The organism is Frankia nepalensis (assembly GCF_016786325.1).
GTDB classification, from domain to species: domain Bacteria; phylum Actinomycetota; class Actinomycetes; order Frankiales; family Frankiaceae; genus Pseudofrankia; species Pseudofrankia nepalensis.
In genome coordinates this window covers 1-15,751 of record NZ_JADWYU010000375.1, presented here as the reverse complement: position 1 = coordinate 15,751, position 15,751 = coordinate 1, and the positions used below count along the sequence as shown (strand labels likewise).

General features: G+C 73.6%; 13 protein-coding genes. 8 read left to right on the top strand and 5 right to left on the bottom strand.

Going from position 1 to position 15,751, the window contains the following annotated elements:
* Positions 1-92: 92 nt before the first annotated feature.
* Entirely contained in the window at positions 93-1,415 is a 1,323-nt protein-coding gene (locus I6A81_RS41635) for an O-acetylhomoserine aminocarboxypropyltransferase/cysteine synthase family protein (protein WP_203006464.1), read from the top strand.
* 14 nt (positions 1,416-1,429) lie between these two features.
* On the top strand, positions 1,430-1,960 hold the full coding sequence (locus tag I6A81_RS41630) for a CoA-binding protein (protein ID WP_203006463.1): 531 nt from the start codon (positions 1,430-1,432) through the stop codon (positions 1,958-1,960).
* A 43-nt stretch (positions 1,961-2,003) separates the two neighbouring features.
* On the opposite strand, the gene I6A81_RS41625 is transcribed toward I6A81_RS41630, so the two are convergent.
* The 3 genes from I6A81_RS41625 to I6A81_RS41615 all read right to left on the bottom strand — a co-directional run bounded on the left by I6A81_RS41625 (position 2,004) and on the right by I6A81_RS41615 (position 8,664).
* Entirely contained in the window at positions 2,004-3,182 is a 1,179-nt protein-coding gene (locus I6A81_RS41625) for an alpha-hydroxy acid oxidase (protein ID WP_307875250.1), read from the bottom strand.
* Between the two features lie 523 nt (positions 3,183-3,705).
* On the bottom strand, positions 3,706-7,164 hold the full coding sequence (locus I6A81_RS41620; RefSeq protein WP_203010525.1) for a BTAD domain-containing putative transcriptional regulator: 3,459 nt from the start codon (positions 7,162-7,164) through the stop codon (positions 3,706-3,708).
* Between the two features lie 39 nt (positions 7,165-7,203).
* Positions 7,204-8,664, bottom strand: a complete 1,461-nt coding sequence (locus I6A81_RS41615; RefSeq protein WP_203006461.1) for an FAD-binding oxidoreductase — start codon at positions 8,662-8,664, stop codon at positions 7,204-7,206.
* 315 nt (positions 8,665-8,979) lie between these two features.
* Between I6A81_RS41615 and I6A81_RS41610 the strand changes: the two genes are divergently transcribed.
* Positions 8,980-9,438 (top strand): PPOX class F420-dependent oxidoreductase, encoded by a 459-nt coding sequence (locus I6A81_RS41610; RefSeq protein ID WP_203006460.1) that lies wholly within the window; start codon positions 8,980-8,982, stop codon positions 9,436-9,438.
* A 4-nt stretch (positions 9,439-9,442) separates the two neighbouring features.
* On the opposite strand, the gene I6A81_RS41605 is transcribed toward I6A81_RS41610, so the two are convergent.
* Positions 9,443-9,808, bottom strand: coding sequence for a hypothetical protein (locus I6A81_RS41605; protein ID WP_203006459.1), 366 nt, complete (start codon positions 9,806-9,808; stop codon positions 9,443-9,445).
* 171 nt (positions 9,809-9,979) lie between these two features.
* Between I6A81_RS41605 and I6A81_RS41600 the strand changes: the two genes are divergently transcribed.
* Positions 9,980-10,837, top strand: coding sequence for a hypothetical protein (locus I6A81_RS41600; protein ID WP_203006458.1), 858 nt, complete (start codon positions 9,980-9,982; stop codon positions 10,835-10,837).
* Positions 10,838-10,996: 159 nt separating this feature from the next.
* On the opposite strand, the gene I6A81_RS41595 is transcribed toward I6A81_RS41600, so the two are convergent.
* A complete protein-coding gene (locus I6A81_RS41595) occupies positions 10,997-11,881 on the bottom strand; it encodes a hypothetical protein (RefSeq protein WP_203006457.1) in 885 nt (294 codons plus the stop codon).
* 292 nt (positions 11,882-12,173) lie between these two features.
* Here I6A81_RS41595 and I6A81_RS41590 point away from each other — a divergent pair, with 292 nt between their 5' ends.
* The 4 genes from I6A81_RS41590 to I6A81_RS41575 all read left to right on the top strand — a co-directional run bounded on the left by I6A81_RS41590 (position 12,174) and on the right by I6A81_RS41575 (position 15,524).
* Positions 12,174-13,193, top strand: a complete 1,020-nt coding sequence (locus I6A81_RS41590; RefSeq protein ID WP_203006456.1) for an alcohol dehydrogenase catalytic domain-containing protein — start codon at positions 12,174-12,176, stop codon at positions 13,191-13,193.
* Positions 13,194-13,570: 377 nt separating this feature from the next.
* Positions 13,571-13,948, top strand: coding sequence for a GntR family transcriptional regulator (locus tag I6A81_RS41585; protein ID WP_203006465.1), 378 nt, complete (start codon positions 13,571-13,573; stop codon positions 13,946-13,948).
* Positions 13,945-14,841, top strand: coding sequence for an ABC transporter ATP-binding protein (locus I6A81_RS41580; protein WP_203006455.1), 897 nt, complete (start codon positions 13,945-13,947; stop codon positions 14,839-14,841). The genes I6A81_RS41585 and I6A81_RS41580 overlap by 4 nt, the downstream gene beginning before the upstream one ends.
* The gene (locus I6A81_RS41575; RefSeq protein WP_203006454.1) at positions 14,838-15,524 is read left to right on the top strand and encodes an ABC transporter permease; all 687 of its coding nucleotides are present in this window, start codon (positions 14,838-14,840) and stop codon (positions 15,522-15,524) included. The genes I6A81_RS41580 and I6A81_RS41575 overlap by 4 nt, the downstream gene beginning before the upstream one ends.
* Positions 15,525-15,751 lie beyond the last annotated feature (227 nt).

Here is a 15,751-nt window from a genome sequence, read left to right as displayed (position 1 = left end):
GGAGGACGCGGCGCGGAGGTCCCTTGGGAGCGAAGCGAGCAAGGGGCCGGAGCGCCGCGCCCGGACGGAGCGAACCAAGAGAAGAGGCGGTTGTGACCGACAAGCCCTCTCGTGTCGAACAAGCTCGGGAGTTCGGGTTCGAGACCAGACAGCTGCACGCCGGGCAACGTCCCGACCCGAACACGGGCGCACGGGCGGTGCCGATCTTCCAGACGACCAGCTACGTGTTCGAGGACCCGGAGTCGGCGGCGGCGTACTTCAACCTGCAGGAGTACGGCAACACGTACTCGCGCATCATGAACCCCACCGTCGCCGTCTTCGAGGAGCGGGTGGCCAACCTCGAGGGCGGCAGCGGCGCGGTGGCGTTCGCCAGCGGGATCGCCGCGCAGGCGGCCGCGCTCTTCACGCTGCTGGCGCCGGGGGACCATGTCGTCTCGTCGTCGGCCCTCTACGGCGGGACGGTGAACCAGCTCAAGCACCTGCTGCGCAAGATGAACGTCGAGCTGACGTGGGTCGACCCCGACGACCCGGAGGCGTGGCGGGGGGCGGTCCGCGCGAACACGAAGGCCTTCTTCGGCGAGACGATCGGCAACCCGGCCGGGAACGTGCTGGACATCGAGACCGTGGCATCCATCGCGCACGAGCACGAGCTGCCGCTCGTCGTGGACAACACGTTCGCGACGCCGTACCTGTGCCGGCCGATCGAGTGGGGCGCCGACATCGTGATCCACTCGGCGACCAAGTTCATCGGCGGCCACGGCACGAGCATCGGCGGTGTCGTCGTCGAGGCCGGGACGTTCGACTGGTCCAACGGCCGGTTCCCGGTGGTCGCGGACCCGTCGCCGGCCTACCACGGCCTGAAGTTCCACGAGACGTTCGGGACCTACGGCTACCTGATGAAGCTGCGGGCCGAGACTCTGCGCGATCTCGGCGGGGCGCTCGCGCCGTTCAACGCCTTCCTGTTCCTGCAGGGGCTCGAGACCCTGTCCCTGCGGATGGACCGCCACGTCGCCAACGCCCTGGCGGTCGCGGAGTTCCTCGAGTCGCACGAGTTGGCGTCGAACGTGACCCATCCCGGCCTGCCGGCGAGCAAATACCGGCCGCTCGTGGCGAAGTACCTGCCGCGCGGCGCGGGCGCGGTGTTCTCGTTCGACTGCGCCGGCGGTCGGGCCGGCGGACAGGACCTCATCCGCGGCGTGACGCTCTGGTCGCATCTGGCGAACGTCGGCGACGCGAAAAGCCTGGTCATTCATCCCGCCAGCACGACGCACCGCCAGTTGAGCGACGACGAGCTCCGGGCGTCCGGCGTCGGGCCGGGGACGGTGCGGCTCTCGGTCGGCACCGAGTCCGTCGAGGACCTGATCTGGGACCTGGAGCAGGGCTTCGCGCGCGTCGCCGCGGCGGCGGGAAAGTAAGGGTAGCGACTCCCATGACCGATCTCGGGAATTCTGATCTCGGCCATTCTGGCGAGCTCGCGAGCCAGACGGCCGAACGGTACCAGGATCCGTTGACGATCCAGCGCGTGCTCCACACCGCGAGGACGATCGCGATCGTGGGCCTGTCGAACAACGAGCTGCGAGCCAGCTACTTTGTCGGCTATTACCTCAAACGGCACGGCTACCGCGTGATCCCCGTAAATCCCCGCGAGACGGAGATCATCGGCGAGAAATGCTACGCGAGCCTGCTCGACGTGCCCGTGCCCGTGGACATCGTGAACGTCTTCCGCGCGCCGGCCGCGCTGCCGGCGATCGCGCGGGAGGCGGTCGCGATGCGCGCCGCCGCCCTCTGGTGCCAGTTTGGCGTGATCAACGCGGAGGGTGCGCTGATCGCCGAGGACGGCGACGTGACCGTGGTGATGGACCGCTGCCTCAAGGTCGAGCACGCGCGCTACCTGGGCCGGATGCACTGGCTCGGCTTCAACACCCAGCGCATCACGTCCGTGCGCGCCGGACTCCAGTAGCCGGTCTCCAGCAGGCGGCGACCGCGAGACCGCGACCGGTGGTCTACCGCTCGGACGGCGAAGGCGCGCCGGGGACGCGCGCCCCCGAGACGAGGCTGCGGTCGAGGTCCGCCACGGTCGCGGCGCCGAGCAGCGCCATCGTGCGGTCGAGCTCCTCGCGCAGCACCTCGATCACCCGGAGCACGCCGTCCTCGCCGCCCGCGGCGAGGCCGTACAGGTATGGCCGCCCGACGAGGACGGCCGTGGCGCCCAGCGCCAGCGCCTTGGCCACGTCGGTACCGCGCCGGACGCCTCCGTCGAGGAGGACCGCGAGCCGGCGCGCGGCGGCGTCGACGATCTCCGGCAGGACGTCGATGGTCGCCGGGACGCCGTCCAGCTGCCGCCCGCCGTGGTTCGAGACCACGACCCCGTCGACACCCAGCTCGACGAGCCGGTCGCACTCGTCCCCGCGCATCAGGCCCTTGACGAGCAGCGGGCCGTCCCACAGCGACCGGACCAGCTCGATGTCCTCCCAGGTGACGCAGTCCGACGACGTCTTGATCGACGTCCGGGTCTGGTCGAGGCTCTGCTGGACCGGGCGGCCGGGGCGGCCGGGGCGGCGGGCCTCGACCCTGCCGCGCACGAAGTCGGTCGCCCACACCGGCCTGCTGGCACCCTGCAGCAGCACCTTGGGATGCGGCGGCCGAGCCAGCAGCCTGTTGCGCGCGTCGCGCTCACGGTTGCCCAGGACCGGCGTGTCGATGGTGACGGCTATTGCCCGGTAACCGGCCGCCGCGATCCGGCTGACCAGGTTCTTGACCTCCTGGCGGTCCGGGGGCAGGTACAGCTGGTACCACAGCTTGCCGGTCGAGCACGCGGCGATCTCTTCGAGCGTGAAGGCTCCGACCGTGCTCTGCATGTACACGACGTCCGCCCGCGCCGCGGCCCGCGCGACGGCGATCTCCGCGGACGATCGCGCGAGCCGCCCCGCGCCCGTGGGCGCCAGCAGGATCGGCATCGACAGCTGCTCGCCGAACACGGTCGTCGACAGGTCCCGCTTGGCGACGTCGGCGAGCGGCCGTGGCCGGAACTCGATGCGGTCGAACGCCGCGCGGTTGCGCCGCAGCGACACCTCGTCGCCGGCTCCGCCCTCCAGGGCGTCGAAGACGGCGCGGGGAAGCCTGCGCCGCGCCAGCTTCCGGATGTCGTTGACGTTGATGGCGCCCTGAATGCTCGCGAACACGAAAAGGACCTTTCACTGTCGGCTGGTCACAGGCTCGCGTTCTCCCGGTCGCCAGCATTTCAATTCCGGGGGAGCGGCCTAGGCGGCGGCCGTTTCCTCGTCGTGAGAACTGGCGCGACCGGCGCGGACCTCGGCGACGGCACGCGTCCGGCCGGCGGCGTCGCCGGAGACGGGCGGTGGTGTCATGGCGCCTCCCGGGCGGCTTCAGCATGGCCGTGACCTCGTGCTCCGGTCCATTCCGGTTTCTAACACAAAGGTCTCGCGGCCGCCCGCCCGGATCCGCGGCAAACATTGACGTAAGGGTAAGGTTGGTTGACGGTCCGGCCTCGTGGCGTGGCTCGGCGCGAAAACGATCCCGCGCCCGCGGATAGGCCGAGCCTTTCCGCGCGGTCGGCTCCACGGGCGCCGTCGCGACCTATTTACGACAAGTTTGTAGTAACAAAGGTCGCCGTCTTTCCTTGCCGCCCGCGGACGGCCGACGGAATACGAATCGTGCGCGGGTGCCGAAGACCCCCGGCCGAGGTCACCTGACGGCGGGCTGGGTCAGCAGCGCGCGGGCGTCCCTGGCGACTCCGGTCATGCCGCGCCGGGCCGCGCGTTCGGCCACGTCGCGCACCTCGGCGGCCTCGACGGGCTCGCCGGCCCGCGCCGCGAGCTGGGCGGCGAACAGCCGGCAGCGCAGCAGCGCGCCGGCGCCGTGCGACCGGACGGCCAGCTCCGTCGCGGCACGCAGGTGCGCCCGCGCCGCCGCCACGTCGTCCGCCAGCGCGGCGAGCCGCGCCAGCCCCAGCGCGGCCGGGCCGACCATGCCGCACTGGCCCATGTTGGCGACGCAGCCCGCGACCGGAGCCAGCCGGGCGGTCAGGACCTCGACGTGCTCGCGCAGGCCGCGGTCGGCGACCGCGTGCGCCAGCATGGTCAGCCGGGCGTGGGTGGTCCAGGTGGTCGGGTCCAGCTGGGCGATCTCCGCCCGGATCAGCTCGTCCGCGTCCCGGTCGCCCCGCGCGATCGCGGCCAGCGCCGCCGTCCACCGGGCGGAGCGGGCGACCGGGAACACGTCGCCCAGATCACGCAACCGGTCCTGCTCCCAGCGCAGGCTCAGCATGGCCGCCTGGAAGACGCCGCTCTCGTACAGCTCGGTCTCGCGGTGCAGCTCGAAGGCGTGCTCGTAGATCGCCTCGGCGGTGGTCAGGTCGTCGTCCCGCCACAGCGCGAGCGAGCCCTGCGCCCACCGGAACTGCACCCGGCTCGCCGGCAGCCGCAGCAGGTCGCTGCCCAGCGCGCCGAGCCGGACGTGGTCGGCCGCCGTCGGGTCCCCCAGCGCGGTCTTCGCCAGGTACAGCAGGCCGTGCGCGATCACCTCGTCGATCTGGGCGGTGGAGTGCGGCACGGCCGCCAGGCGCGCGATCAGGTCGAGGGACTCGGCCGCCCGCTCGGCGACCCCGGAGAACGCCAGCGCCCGGCCGAGCAGGGCGTCGGCCAGCGCGTCGTCGTCGCCGGTCCGCTCGGCGAGCTCGATCGCCCGCCGGCTGAGCAGGTCCGGCACCGAGCCGTCCGGGTCGTAGCAGCTGCCGACCGCGAGCGCCGCCAGCACCCGGACGTGCGCGACCGGGTCGGCGGTGACGAGCGTCTCCAGGCCCGAGAGGCGGGCCAGCAGCGGCGCCGGGTCGTCGCCGTAGACGGCCCACGGCCACGAGCCGCTGGTGCGCAGCAGCGCGGCGGCGAGCCGGCCGGCCGAGTCCAGCCGGCCGCGGCGCACCGCGTCGAGCAGGCCCGCGTCGACCACGTCGAGCAGGGTCTGCCCACGGCCGGCCCTGGCGAGCGCCGCCACCCGCGCGACGACGACCTCGTCCCGGTCGACGTCGAGATCGTCGGGGCTCCGGTCGAACACGTCGAGCGCCTGCCCCCACCACTGCGCGGCCGCCTCGGAGTACCACCGCCGCTCCGCGTCGAGCGCCGCCGCCCGGCAGGCGTCGAAGACGTCGGCGGCGTCGGCCAGCGGCCACGCCGCGACGAGATGCGCGGCCCGCCGCCCGAGCGCCTCGCCGCCGTCCGCCGGGCCGAGCGCCTCGGCGACCCGCAGGTGCAGCCGCTGGCGGCGCAGGCTGGAGATGCCGGCGACGATCTCGTCGCGCAGCAGGGCATGGGCGAACTGGTACCGCCCGGTGCCCGCGGCCTGGACGATGAGATGCTCGTCCGCCGCCTCGTCCAGCAGGTCGGCGAGCTCGTCGCGGTCGAGCCGGGTGACCCGGCCGAGCAGGTCGATGGCCAGGGTGTCGCCGATCACCGCGGCGGCCCGCAGCACCTGCAGCACGGCCGGGTCGAGGCCGGCGAGCCGGGCGCCGAGCACCGAGCGCACGGCCACCGGCACCTCGCCGCTGGCCCGCTCCTCGGCCGGAAGCCGGGCGTACTCGCGGACGAAGAACGGGTTGCCGCCGGTCCGGTCGGCGAGCTGGGCCGCCTCGGCGGCGTCGATGGCCTGCCCGCTGATCCGGCTGGCCAGCTCAGCCACCTCTGCCTCGGACAGCGGCGGGACGGCGACGCGCCGGGAGCCATGCCGGCGCGACACCGCGGCGAGCAGCCGGTCGAGCTCGGGATTCCCGGCGACGTCCCGGGCGGTCGCGACGACGGCGAGACCGGGGAACGCGGCCGCGTCCGCGAGGTGGGCGAGCAGCCGCAGCGACGCCGGGTCCGCCCAGTGCACGTCCTCGGCCACCACCAGCAGCGGCCGGGCCCTGGCGGCCTCGGCGAGCCGGCCGAGCACCCGTTCGTAGACGACGAACCGGGCCGCGTCGGCGTCGACGCCGACGGGCGGGGTCAGCAGGTCCTCCGGGTCGGCGCCGAGGTCACGCAGCAGCTGGCGCATCGGCCACCAGGGCGGCACCACGTCGTCGGGGCAGCCGGTGCGCGAGACGGCCCCGCCGGCCCGCTGCCAGCTGCCCGCGGCCTCCTCGGCGAGCCGGCTCTTGCCGATCCCGGCGGGGCCCGTGAGCAGCACCCAGCGGCCGGGGCCGGCGACCGCCTCGGCCAGCACCGCCTCCAGCGCCGCGATCTCCCGGCCCCGGCCGACCAGGTCGTCGCCGACCGACGCCGGCCGTGCCCGGGCGGCCGGAGAGCCGGCGGAGGCGTCGACGGCCCCGGGCGGGGCGGCGCGGGCGTCACCCAGGGCGGCCGCGGCGCCGGCCGGCCCCGCGTGGGCCGGCGCGGCGGGCCAGGAGTCCAGCCCGCCGTCCTGGCGCAGGATCGCGCCCTGCAGCTCGCGCAGCGCCGGGCCGACCTCCAGGCCAAGCTCCTCGTCCATCCGGCGGGCCTGCTCGCGGAACACCTCCAGCGCCTCGGCGGCCCGCCCGGCCCGGTACAGGGCGATCATGTGCAGCCAGCAGGCCCGCTCGACGAGCGGCGTGGCGAGCAGCAGCTCACGGGAGCGCACCACGGCGGCGGTGACCCGGCCGATGCCGAGCAGCCCCGTGACCGCGTGCTGCTCGCACTGCGCCCACCGCTCGTCGAGCGACGTCGCCGCCGCCCGCACCCACGGCTCGTCGGCGAACTCGGCGAGCAGCGGCCCCCGCCGCAGCGCCACCGCCCGGTCGGCCGCCTCGACGGTGGCCGGCCAGTCCGCGGCGTCCGCCGCGGCCCGCGCCCGGTCGCACTCCCGCTCGAACAGCCGCAGGTCGAGATCGTCTGGCGCGACGTCGGCGACGTAACCGGGGTTGCGGCGCACGATCGGCGACGTCGCCCGCTCGTCGTCGCGCAGCAGCCGGCGCAGGTTGGAGATGTGCGCGTGCAGGCTCGACAGCATGCTCGGCGGGTGCTCGTCGCCCCAGACGGCGTCGGCGAGGCGGTCGACCGAGACCACCCGGCCGGCGTCGAGCAGCAGCGCGGCGAGCACGGCCCGCTGCTTGGGCCCGCCCAGCGCGACCGGCCGCCCGTCGCGGACGACCTCGATCGGCCCGAACAGGCGGTAGAACGGCACGCCCCTCATTTTCCCCGGACCAGGGGAACGTGCCTGCCCGCCCCCTGGTCAGGAGCGCGCCAGCAGGGCGGCGGCCGCGCGGACCGGGTGGGCCGCGGCCATCCGGGAGTTCGGGTCGTAGCTGGCGGTCAGGGTGGCGAGCCGGGAAAGCGTGGCGGCGTCGTACTTGCGCGCGACGAGCGCGGGATCGGTGGTCGCGCCGAAGTTCGGCGCGCCGAGGCCGCCGGACCACGGCTCCAGCGCGGCCATCACCTCGGCGGCGTGCGCGGCGGTCGGCGCGGCCAGCGGGGGCGCCGCGATGCCGATGGTCAGCAGCGAGTAGGCCGCGTCGCGGTGGCAGACCGCGCTGAGCTGGCGCGGCTCGCGGGCCAGCGCCCCGCCGAGCAGCCGCAGCTCGACGATGACCTGCGGGCAGTCCGCCTCGGGCCCGGTGAGCGCGAGCAGGGCGCGCACCGCGGCGTCGGGCAGCTCGCGCAGCAGCAGCGCCTGCTCGTGGACGGGCATCGGGTCCACCGGGTCGGCGTGGATCATGCCGAGCGCGGGGAACGGCAGAACCCCGAGGCCACCGAAGATCACCGTTGCCAGGCCACGGATCGGGTCGATCACCCGCTCGCCCGCGGCCGGGTCGCCGATCCAGGCGAACCGGACCGCGACGGTGCACCGGCCGGCCAGCGGCGCCGGCACCGCCGGCATCGGCGGCAGCCGCAGCACGGCGATCGACGTGGACGCCTGCTCGGGCAGGGCCGCGGACCAGGTCTTCCACGCCGACACGACTCGGTCCGCGTCGGCGCCGTCGAAGTAGAGGCAGCCGCCGTAGATCTGGGCGGCGTCCAGCAGTTCGAACTCGACGGCGGTGACCACGCCCAGCGCGCCCTTGCCGCCGCGCAGCCCCCAGAACAGCGCCGGGTTCTCCGTCGCGGTGGCCCGGCGCCGCTCGCCGTCGCCGGTGACGACGTCGAAGGCGGTGACCAGGTCGCTGCCGTAGCCGAAGGTGCGGGCCACCGGCGACAGGCCGCCCCCGGTGAGGTAGCCGACGACGCCCACGTGCGGGGCGGAGCCGGCGAGCGCGCCGAGGCCGTGCTCGGCGGCGGCGTCGAGCACCCGCTGCCAGCGCGCCCCGGCGCCGACCCTGGCCAGTCGCCGCGCCGGGTCGACGGTGACCTCGTCGAGGCCGCCGGTGTAGATCATCAGGCTCGGCCGGGTGGTGGCGAGCGCCCCGTGCCCGGTTGCCTGGACGACGACGTCGAGGTCGTGGGCATTGGCGAAACGCACCGCCGCGACGACGTCGGAGGCGTCGGCCACCGCGACGACGGCCACCGGAGTGGTGGGCACCGCCACGTTCCAGGGCGTCGCGGCCGCCGCGTAGGCCCCGCTGCCGGGCAGCAGCACCTGGCCGCGGATCGTCTCGGCCAGCGCGGCGAGGGCGACGTCGAGGGACGCGGTGTTGGGGGCGGCGGTGTTGGGAGACGCGGTGTTGGAGGACGGGGTGTTGGGGGCGAGCGTGGACACGGTGGCTCCTCGGCATGGACATGACCGGAGCGGTCACGAACAGGGCCTAGTCACCATGTCGCCCGGCACTTGGCCGCCACTTGCGTGAAGCTGACTCCTTCTTGCGGAGCGCTTGGCGTGGTCCTTCAGATCGCCCATCGCTCGCTTGGCAATGAGTTACTTCGGCGGTCGCGCCCGGATCGCTCGCCCAGCGGCCCAGCCCGCCGGTCGATGCCGCCCGGATCCGGGGGCGGTCATAGCCGAGGCCGATCGTTCCGTGGACTCGATGGGTGCCAGGGTTGACCTCAAGCCCAGTCGAGGTTGGAACGTCGAGCCATGACGGCTACCGACACCCCCGACACCCCTGGCGCCACCGCGGCTGGCGCCAGGGTGTTCAGTGACGACGAGCTCGGTTACCTGGCCAGCCAGCGGCTTGGCCGGCTCGCGACCGTGGCGCCGGACGGCCGGCCGCAGAACTCACCGGTCTCCTTCCAGGTACGCCCGGACGGCACCGTCGAGATCTACGGCTACGACCTCGGCGCCAGCCGGAAGTTCCGCAACGTCGCGGCGACCGGCGTCGTCTCGCTGGTCGTCGACGACATCGCCTCGGTCGATCCGTGGCGGGTCCGGGGAGTCGAGATCCGCGGCACCGCCGCCGCGATCACCGACGTCGACCCGCCCCAGCCGTGGCTGAGCCGCGAGGTCATCCGGATCCAGCCGCGCCGGGTGCTGTCCTGGGGGCTCGACCCGGATGCCCAGGGCCTACGGGCCCGGGCGGTGCCGGGAGGCGCCTAGGACGTCACATGCTCAGTTCGCGTTCGATCGTCCGCAGGCCGTGGCGGGCCAGCGCGAGGTTGGCCCGGGTGCGGTCCAGGGCGAGGTAGAGGAACAGCCGGCTGCCGCCGCGGGTGAGCAGGCGGATGATGTGGTACTGCCGGTCCAGGGTGATGAGGATGTCCTCGATCCCCTCCCGGACGCCGAGCGCCTCGAGCGTCCTGGCCTTGGCGCGGACCACGTCGGTGTTGCCCGCGGCGGCGACCTCGAGGTTGAGCGCGCGGCCGCCGCCGGCCGAGCCCAGCATCATTCCGCTCTCGTAGTCGACCAGCGCGGCGCCCAGCGCGCCGTCGAGGGCCATCGCTTCCTTCAACGCGGTCTCGATGTCCATGTCGCCTTCCCTAGATTCAAAGGACGAGCTGTCATTGTGCTGGTGTTGATTTAAGTCCTGCCGGTCTACCGCTGTTTGCGTGGTCGTCGACAGACCTGGTAGCACTTGGGCCCAACGCACCATATCCTTCCCTCTGTTCGCTGTCACCGGGGGTGAGGAGGTGGGGGCACGATGGGCGCGGACAGCGCGGCAGATGGTTATGTTCTTCTCGATGTATTGTCCCGACTCGGCGAGGAACGTTTCTCGGGCACCCTTCGGGCCGAAGGCGCGAGGGTCAGGGGAACGGTCGTCCTGAGCTCCGGCCTGCTGATTGCCGCCGACACACCGGTAGCCCCGGGTGTGGAGTCCCTGCTGGTGGGGTCGGGACGGATTTCCCGCGAGGACTGGACCGACGCCTTCAATCGGGCCTCGCCGGCCGGCAGGATGCGCGCCGAACTGGTCGAGCGCGGCCTGTTCGGCGACGCGGCGGCGCAGGTGGTGACCCAGACGGCCGCGATGGACGCGGTGTTCGCGCTGGCGCTCGCGGACGTCTTCGCGTGCGTGCCCGATCCGGTCAAGGCCGACCCGCTGATGCCGCTGGTACCAGGGATGGACGTCGGCCGCGTGGTCCGGGAGACCCGGCGCCGGCTCGTCGTCGCGGCCGAGTGGCACGAGCTGGGCCTGCGCGCGCGGGCCCAGCCGCGGGCCACCTCCGCGGCCCCGCCGATCGACGAGGGCCGAGCGGAGATCCTGGCTCGGGTGAACGGCCGCCGGACGGCCGGCGACCTCGCATTCCTGCTCGGGCGGGGCCTGTTCGCCGTGATGTCCGACATGGCTCTCCTGTGCCGAGACGGGCAGATCGCCTTCGACCAGTCCCAGCCGGCCACGGCGAGCGCTCTTTCCTGGTTCGGCGATCCCGACGACATGTCGCTGGTGGCGCCCGGCCCTCTCGAGGCCGAGGCCAGGGACCTGAGAGCGCACGCGGGCTCCGCCGATTCCGCTCCCCGCCACCGGCCTATTTCCCGCCGGGGAGGTCGCGGCGCCCGATAACTGCCGGGCGGGTCAAATCGGGACGCGCGGATGGCCGGCCATGGATGACTAACGGAATGACTAAATTTTCCATACGTTGGTTTTTCTAGTCACGGCCGCGCCGCCGGCTGACACCCCGGCGACCATCAGGGCACGGCCGGCCCGCCGTGCGGCCGACGCTTACTGGGCCCGGGGCTCGCCGAAGATGAAGTCGTCCATGACGGCCACGTCATATTGCGCGCTGTCGTCGGGGCCGAGGGCGGCGTTGCCGTAGACGACACGAACCCTGGCGACGACCGGCTCCGGGTAGGCGATGCCGAGGAACGACAGGCCGTCCCCGGAGACGGGGACGGTGTGCGTGCCCAGTGAGGTCCCGGAGGCGTCGAAGAACTCGAACTCGGCGGCGTGCTCGCCGTCGACGTCCGTGTAGACCGCCCCGAAGCCGCGCACGACCGCCGGCGTCGTCGTCCCGGGGACGAGGAACGTGACGTCGACGACGTTCGTGCCCTGGGGTGAGAAGAGCCGCTGGGCGCTGAACGCGCGGAACTGCTCGGCGTAGGACGGGTTGACGTCGGCGAACCGGACGGGCGTGCCGGTCGGGTTGTCGTCGTCGGCGCTGACCGTCAGCCGGTCGCCGGTGGTGGTCAGGAAGAGGCCGCGGGCGCGCGGCGCCACCGGGGCGTTGAAGAAGTCGCCCGGCAGGGCGTTCGGCGCGGCGAACTCGTCCGGCACCCCGTCCCAGTTCACCTCTCGCCGCCCGTTCGGGTCGCCCTCGGGGCCGCCGCCGTTGTCCGGCCCGAGCAGCGTCCGGTAACGCGTCACGGCGTCCTGGACGTCCCCGGACCCGGTCACGACCTCCGGCTCGCCCGCCGCCGCTGGCCCGGCGGACGCCGACGAGGGCGCGGTCGCCCCGGCCGTCGGCGTGCCCTCGACCGCGTCGTCGCCACATCCGACGAGCGCGGTGAGCGCCGCGGTGGCGGCCAGGGCGGCCGCCACCGGTGTCGTCCGCCACCAGCCCCGTGCCGCCGCGGCGGCTCCGCCCCGGGTCGTCGATGACCGCACCATCAGCTCATCCGCCTTCCTCCGGCCGGGCCGCCACCGCGACCGGCCAGCATGATTCCTTGGCGCCCAACGTGGCGCGCGCCGTGGGCGGGGAACATCGGTGGTTGTCCCGATTGCCGGGCGGCGGGCCGGTCGGGCCGGTTGTCGTGGCGGCGCGGGCGGGCCAGGGCGGCCGCCCGTGCCCTCCCGCGGTAGGGCGGGCGGATCGTCGATTTCTGGAACCAGATTTCAGGAGCTGCGAGGATCGCACGGTATGTCTGCCCAGGTCTGATAGTGGTGCGCGGGAGGGACGGTCGTGAGGGCTGTACGGGTCTTGCCGGCTGGCGGGCTGGAAGTCGCGGACGTGCCGGTGCCGGCCGTGGGCGCCGACGAGGTACTGGTGAAGGTGGCCGGCGCCGGCCTCTGTCACTCGGACTGCATGATCTCGAAGGTGCCGTCGGTGTACCGGTCCGACGGGCAGGGGTTCACCATCGGGCACGAGACCGCGGGCTGGGTCGAGGCGGTCGGCCCGGACGTGCGCGGGCTGAGCGTCGGGCAGCCGGTCGTGGTCCACGCGGAGTTCGGCTGCGGCCAGTGCCCGACCTGCGTCGGCGGCCACGAGCGGTACTGCCCGGCCATCAAGCCGGCCGCCGGAGCGGGCCTCGGGTACGACGGGGGCCTGGCCGAATTCCTCCGGGTGCCGGCGCGGACGGTGGTGACCCTGCCCGACGGCCTCGACCCGGTGGACGCCGGCCCGCTCGACGACGCCGGGCTGACGCCGTACCACGCGATCCGCGCGTCGATGCCGTGGCTCGGCGGGGGCTCGGTGGCGACCGTCATCGGCATCGGCGGGCTCGGCCACCTGGCCGTGCAGATCCTGCGCGCGGTCTCGCCGGCCACGATCGTCGCCGTCGAGCCCGACCCGCGGCGGCGCGAGTTCGCCCTCGAGCTCGGCGCCGACCTCGCGCTCGATCCGGCCGATGGGGCGGCGGCCCAGGTCCGGGCCCTGGGGGGCTCGTCGCTGGTCCTCGACCTGGTGGGTGTCGACGACACGCTCGCGCTCGCCGTGGCATGCGCCGCCGAGCGCGGCAAGGTCGTCTGCATCGGCGCCGGCCTCGGCTCGACCCCGTTCGGGCTGATGCGGACGCCCTGGGAGTGCGTTCTGCAGACCAGCTACTCCGGCGAGGCCTGGGAGCTGCGCGAGCTGGTCGCGCTCGCCGCCGCCGGGAAGGTGCGCGTCAGCGCCAGCCACATCACGCTCGACGAGGTGCCCGCCGCCTACGACCGCCTGGACCGCGCCGAGCAGGGCGTCGGCCGCACCATCGCCATCCCGTAGCCGCCCATCTCACAGCCGCCATCCCGTAGCGGCGCCTCCTGGCCGTCGAGGGCCCGCGATCCAAGCCGGATCGCGGGCCCTCGGTCGTTTGGGCTCCTCCGCCGTCCGGGGTGCTCGACCGATGGGGGCTCTCGGCCGTCCGGGGTGCTCGGCCGTCCGGGTGGTCGGCCGTCCGGGGTGGTCGCCGTCCGGGGTGCTTGCGCCATCTGGGGTGCTCGGTCCGGGCTGGGCGGGCTGGCCCGGTGCCGGCCGGGAGACCTTGACAGCCGGACGGCTTCGCTGGTTACTTAGTCAAGTAATGAACCACTGGACCGATGAACTACTGGACCGATGAGTCGATGTGGACGGTCCGCGACACCGAGGCCTGGAGGGTCGATGTGCTCGATGACGGAACGCCGCTGTTCGCCCAGATCGCCGAGCGGCTGGCCGACCTGATCGCCGAGGGCGCGCTGGCGGAAGGAGAACGAGTGCCGTCGACCAACGAGCTGGCCGCCTATCACCGGATCAACCCGGCGACGGCGGCCAAGGGCATCAACGTGCTGGCCGACGACGGGCTGCTGGAGAAGCGCCGCGGGATCGGCATGTTCGTCGCGTCCGGTGCCCGTGAGCGACTGCTGGCGGAACGCCGCAAGCGGTTCGCCGAGCGCTATGTGCAGCCGATGGTCTCCGAGGCCCAGCGGCTGGGGTTCGACACGGACGTGCTGGTGGAGCTGATCCGGGAAGCCGGCCATGCCCAGGAAGGGGCCAGACCATGACGGCAGCGATCTCGGTGACCGGCCTGACGCGCCGGTACCGCGACCATCTCGCCCTCGACGACGTCACGCTGGGCATCGACGGACCGTCGATCACCGGGCTGCTGGGCCGCAACGGCGCGGGCAAGACCACCCTGATGCGCGTCATCGCCGCGCAGGAGTTCGCCTCGGCCGGGCAGGTGCGGGTGCTCGGCGCCAGCCCGGTCGAGAACGACGCGGTGCTGCGCCGCATGGTGTTCATCCGCGAGGACCAGACGTTTCCCGACATCAAGGTCCGCGACGCGTTGGCCGCGGCCTCGTGGTTCTACCCCAACTGGTCCGCCGAGCTGGCCCGGACGCTGGTCGCGGAGTTCGACCTGCCGACCCGCCGGCCGATCAGGAAGCTCTCCCGCGGGATGCGTTCGGCGTTGAGCATCGTGATCGGCCTGGCGGCCCGGGCCGAGGTGACCCTGTTCGACGAGCCCTACGCCGGCCTCGACGCGGTCGCCCGCCAGCTGTTCTACGACCGCCTGCTCGCGGAGTACGCCGAGCACCCCCGCGCGATGGTGCTGTCGACCCATCTGATCGACGAGGTCGCCGGCCTGCTGGAGCGGGTCGTGATGATCGACCGCGGCCGGGTCGTGCTGGACGCCGTGACCGACGACCTGCGCGGCACGTTCGTGACCGTGAGCGGCCCGTCCGCCGCGGTGGAGCAGCTCGTCGCCGGGCGCGCGGTCTGGGACCGCCGCGCCCTCGGCGCCCAGGAGTCCGTCGTCGTCGCCGGCGGCCTGGCGGATCTGGACCGGCGCCGCGCCCGCGATCTGCGCCTGAGCCTGGAACCCCTGTCCCTGCAGCAGATCATGGTCCACGCCTCGGCGCGCCGCGCCGAGGACGCGCCGGAGAGGACGAGCGCATGACCACCTGGCGCACCGTCACCAACGTTGCCCGGTACCACCTCATCCAGTGGCAGCTCTACTTCTTGCTGCCCTGGGGCATCATGATGTTCAGCTTCGCCGTCAACCTCGTCGTCGCCTCCCAGATCCCGAACACCGACACCGGCGGGCTCGCCACGATCTACGTCTGGGTGTTCATCGGCGGCCTGTTCAGCACCTTCAAGTCCCTGCAGTTCGGGCTCGCCCTCGGGATCAGCCGGCGCTCCTACTACCTGGGCACCGCCGGGCTGGCCGTCGCCCTGGCCGCCGGTTACGGCCTGGCCCTCACCGGCCTGCAGGCCATCGAGGCGGCCACCGACGGATGGGGCCAGAACCTGGGCTTCTTCCGAGTGGGCTACATCCTCGATGGGCCGTGGTACCTCACCTGGCTGACCTCGTTCGTGTGCCTGGCGCTGATGTTCGTCTACGGCATGTGGTTCGGCATCGTCTACCGCCGCTGGTCCGTCCTCGGCATGACGTCCTTCGTCGCCGCCCAGATCCTCCTGCTGGTCGCCGCCGCGCTCCTGGCCACCTGGACCGACGCCTGGTCGAGGATCGGCGACTTCTTCAGCGCGCTCAGCGCCACCGGCCTGACCGGCGTCCTCGCCGTCCTCATGGTCGCGCTGTTCGCCGGCGGGTACGGCACCATGCGCCGGGCCGCCGTCTGACTCCAGGCGGGCCCACCTTCCGGCGGCCAGGGCCCGGCCGCCGGAAGGGCGCGGGACACGTGGGTGACGGCCGGGCGTCAGGCCAGCTCGGCCGCCTCGCGGAGCAGGACCGACCGCTCGCGGGTGTCGCGGCACAGCCGGGCGGCGAGCGGGCGGACACCCCAGAGGGGGGGCGCCCCGGGGCGCGGGGCGGGCGGGGGGGGGGGGGGGGGGGGGGGGGGGGCGCC

Excerpts from the sequence above, each read along its gene's own strand:
- I6A81_RS41630 (WP_203006463.1), top strand. The coding sequence starts at position 1,430 with ATGACCGATCTCGGGAATTCTGATCTCGGCCATTCTGGCGAGCTCGCG.
- I6A81_RS41620 (WP_203010525.1), bottom strand. The coding sequence starts at position 7,164 with ATGAGGGGCGTGCCGTTCTACCGCCTGTTCGGGCCGATCGAGGTCGTC.
- I6A81_RS41610 (WP_203006460.1), top strand. The coding sequence starts at position 8,980 with ATGACGGCTACCGACACCCCCGACACCCCTGGCGCCACCGCGGCTGGC.
- I6A81_RS41605 (WP_203006459.1), bottom strand. The coding sequence starts at position 9,808 with ATGGACATCGAGACCGCGTTGAAGGAAGCGATGGCCCTCGACGGCGCG.
- I6A81_RS41600 (WP_203006458.1), top strand. The coding sequence starts at position 9,980 with ATGGGCGCGGACAGCGCGGCAGATGGTTATGTTCTTCTCGATGTATTG.
- I6A81_RS41595 (WP_203006457.1), bottom strand. The coding sequence starts at position 11,881 with ATGGTGCGGTCATCGACGACCCGGGGCGGAGCCGCCGCGGCGGCACGG.
- I6A81_RS41580 (WP_203006455.1), top strand. The coding sequence starts at position 13,945 with ATGACGGCAGCGATCTCGGTGACCGGCCTGACGCGCCGGTACCGCGAC.
- I6A81_RS41575 (WP_203006454.1), top strand. The coding sequence starts at position 14,838 with ATGACCACCTGGCGCACCGTCACCAACGTTGCCCGGTACCACCTCATC.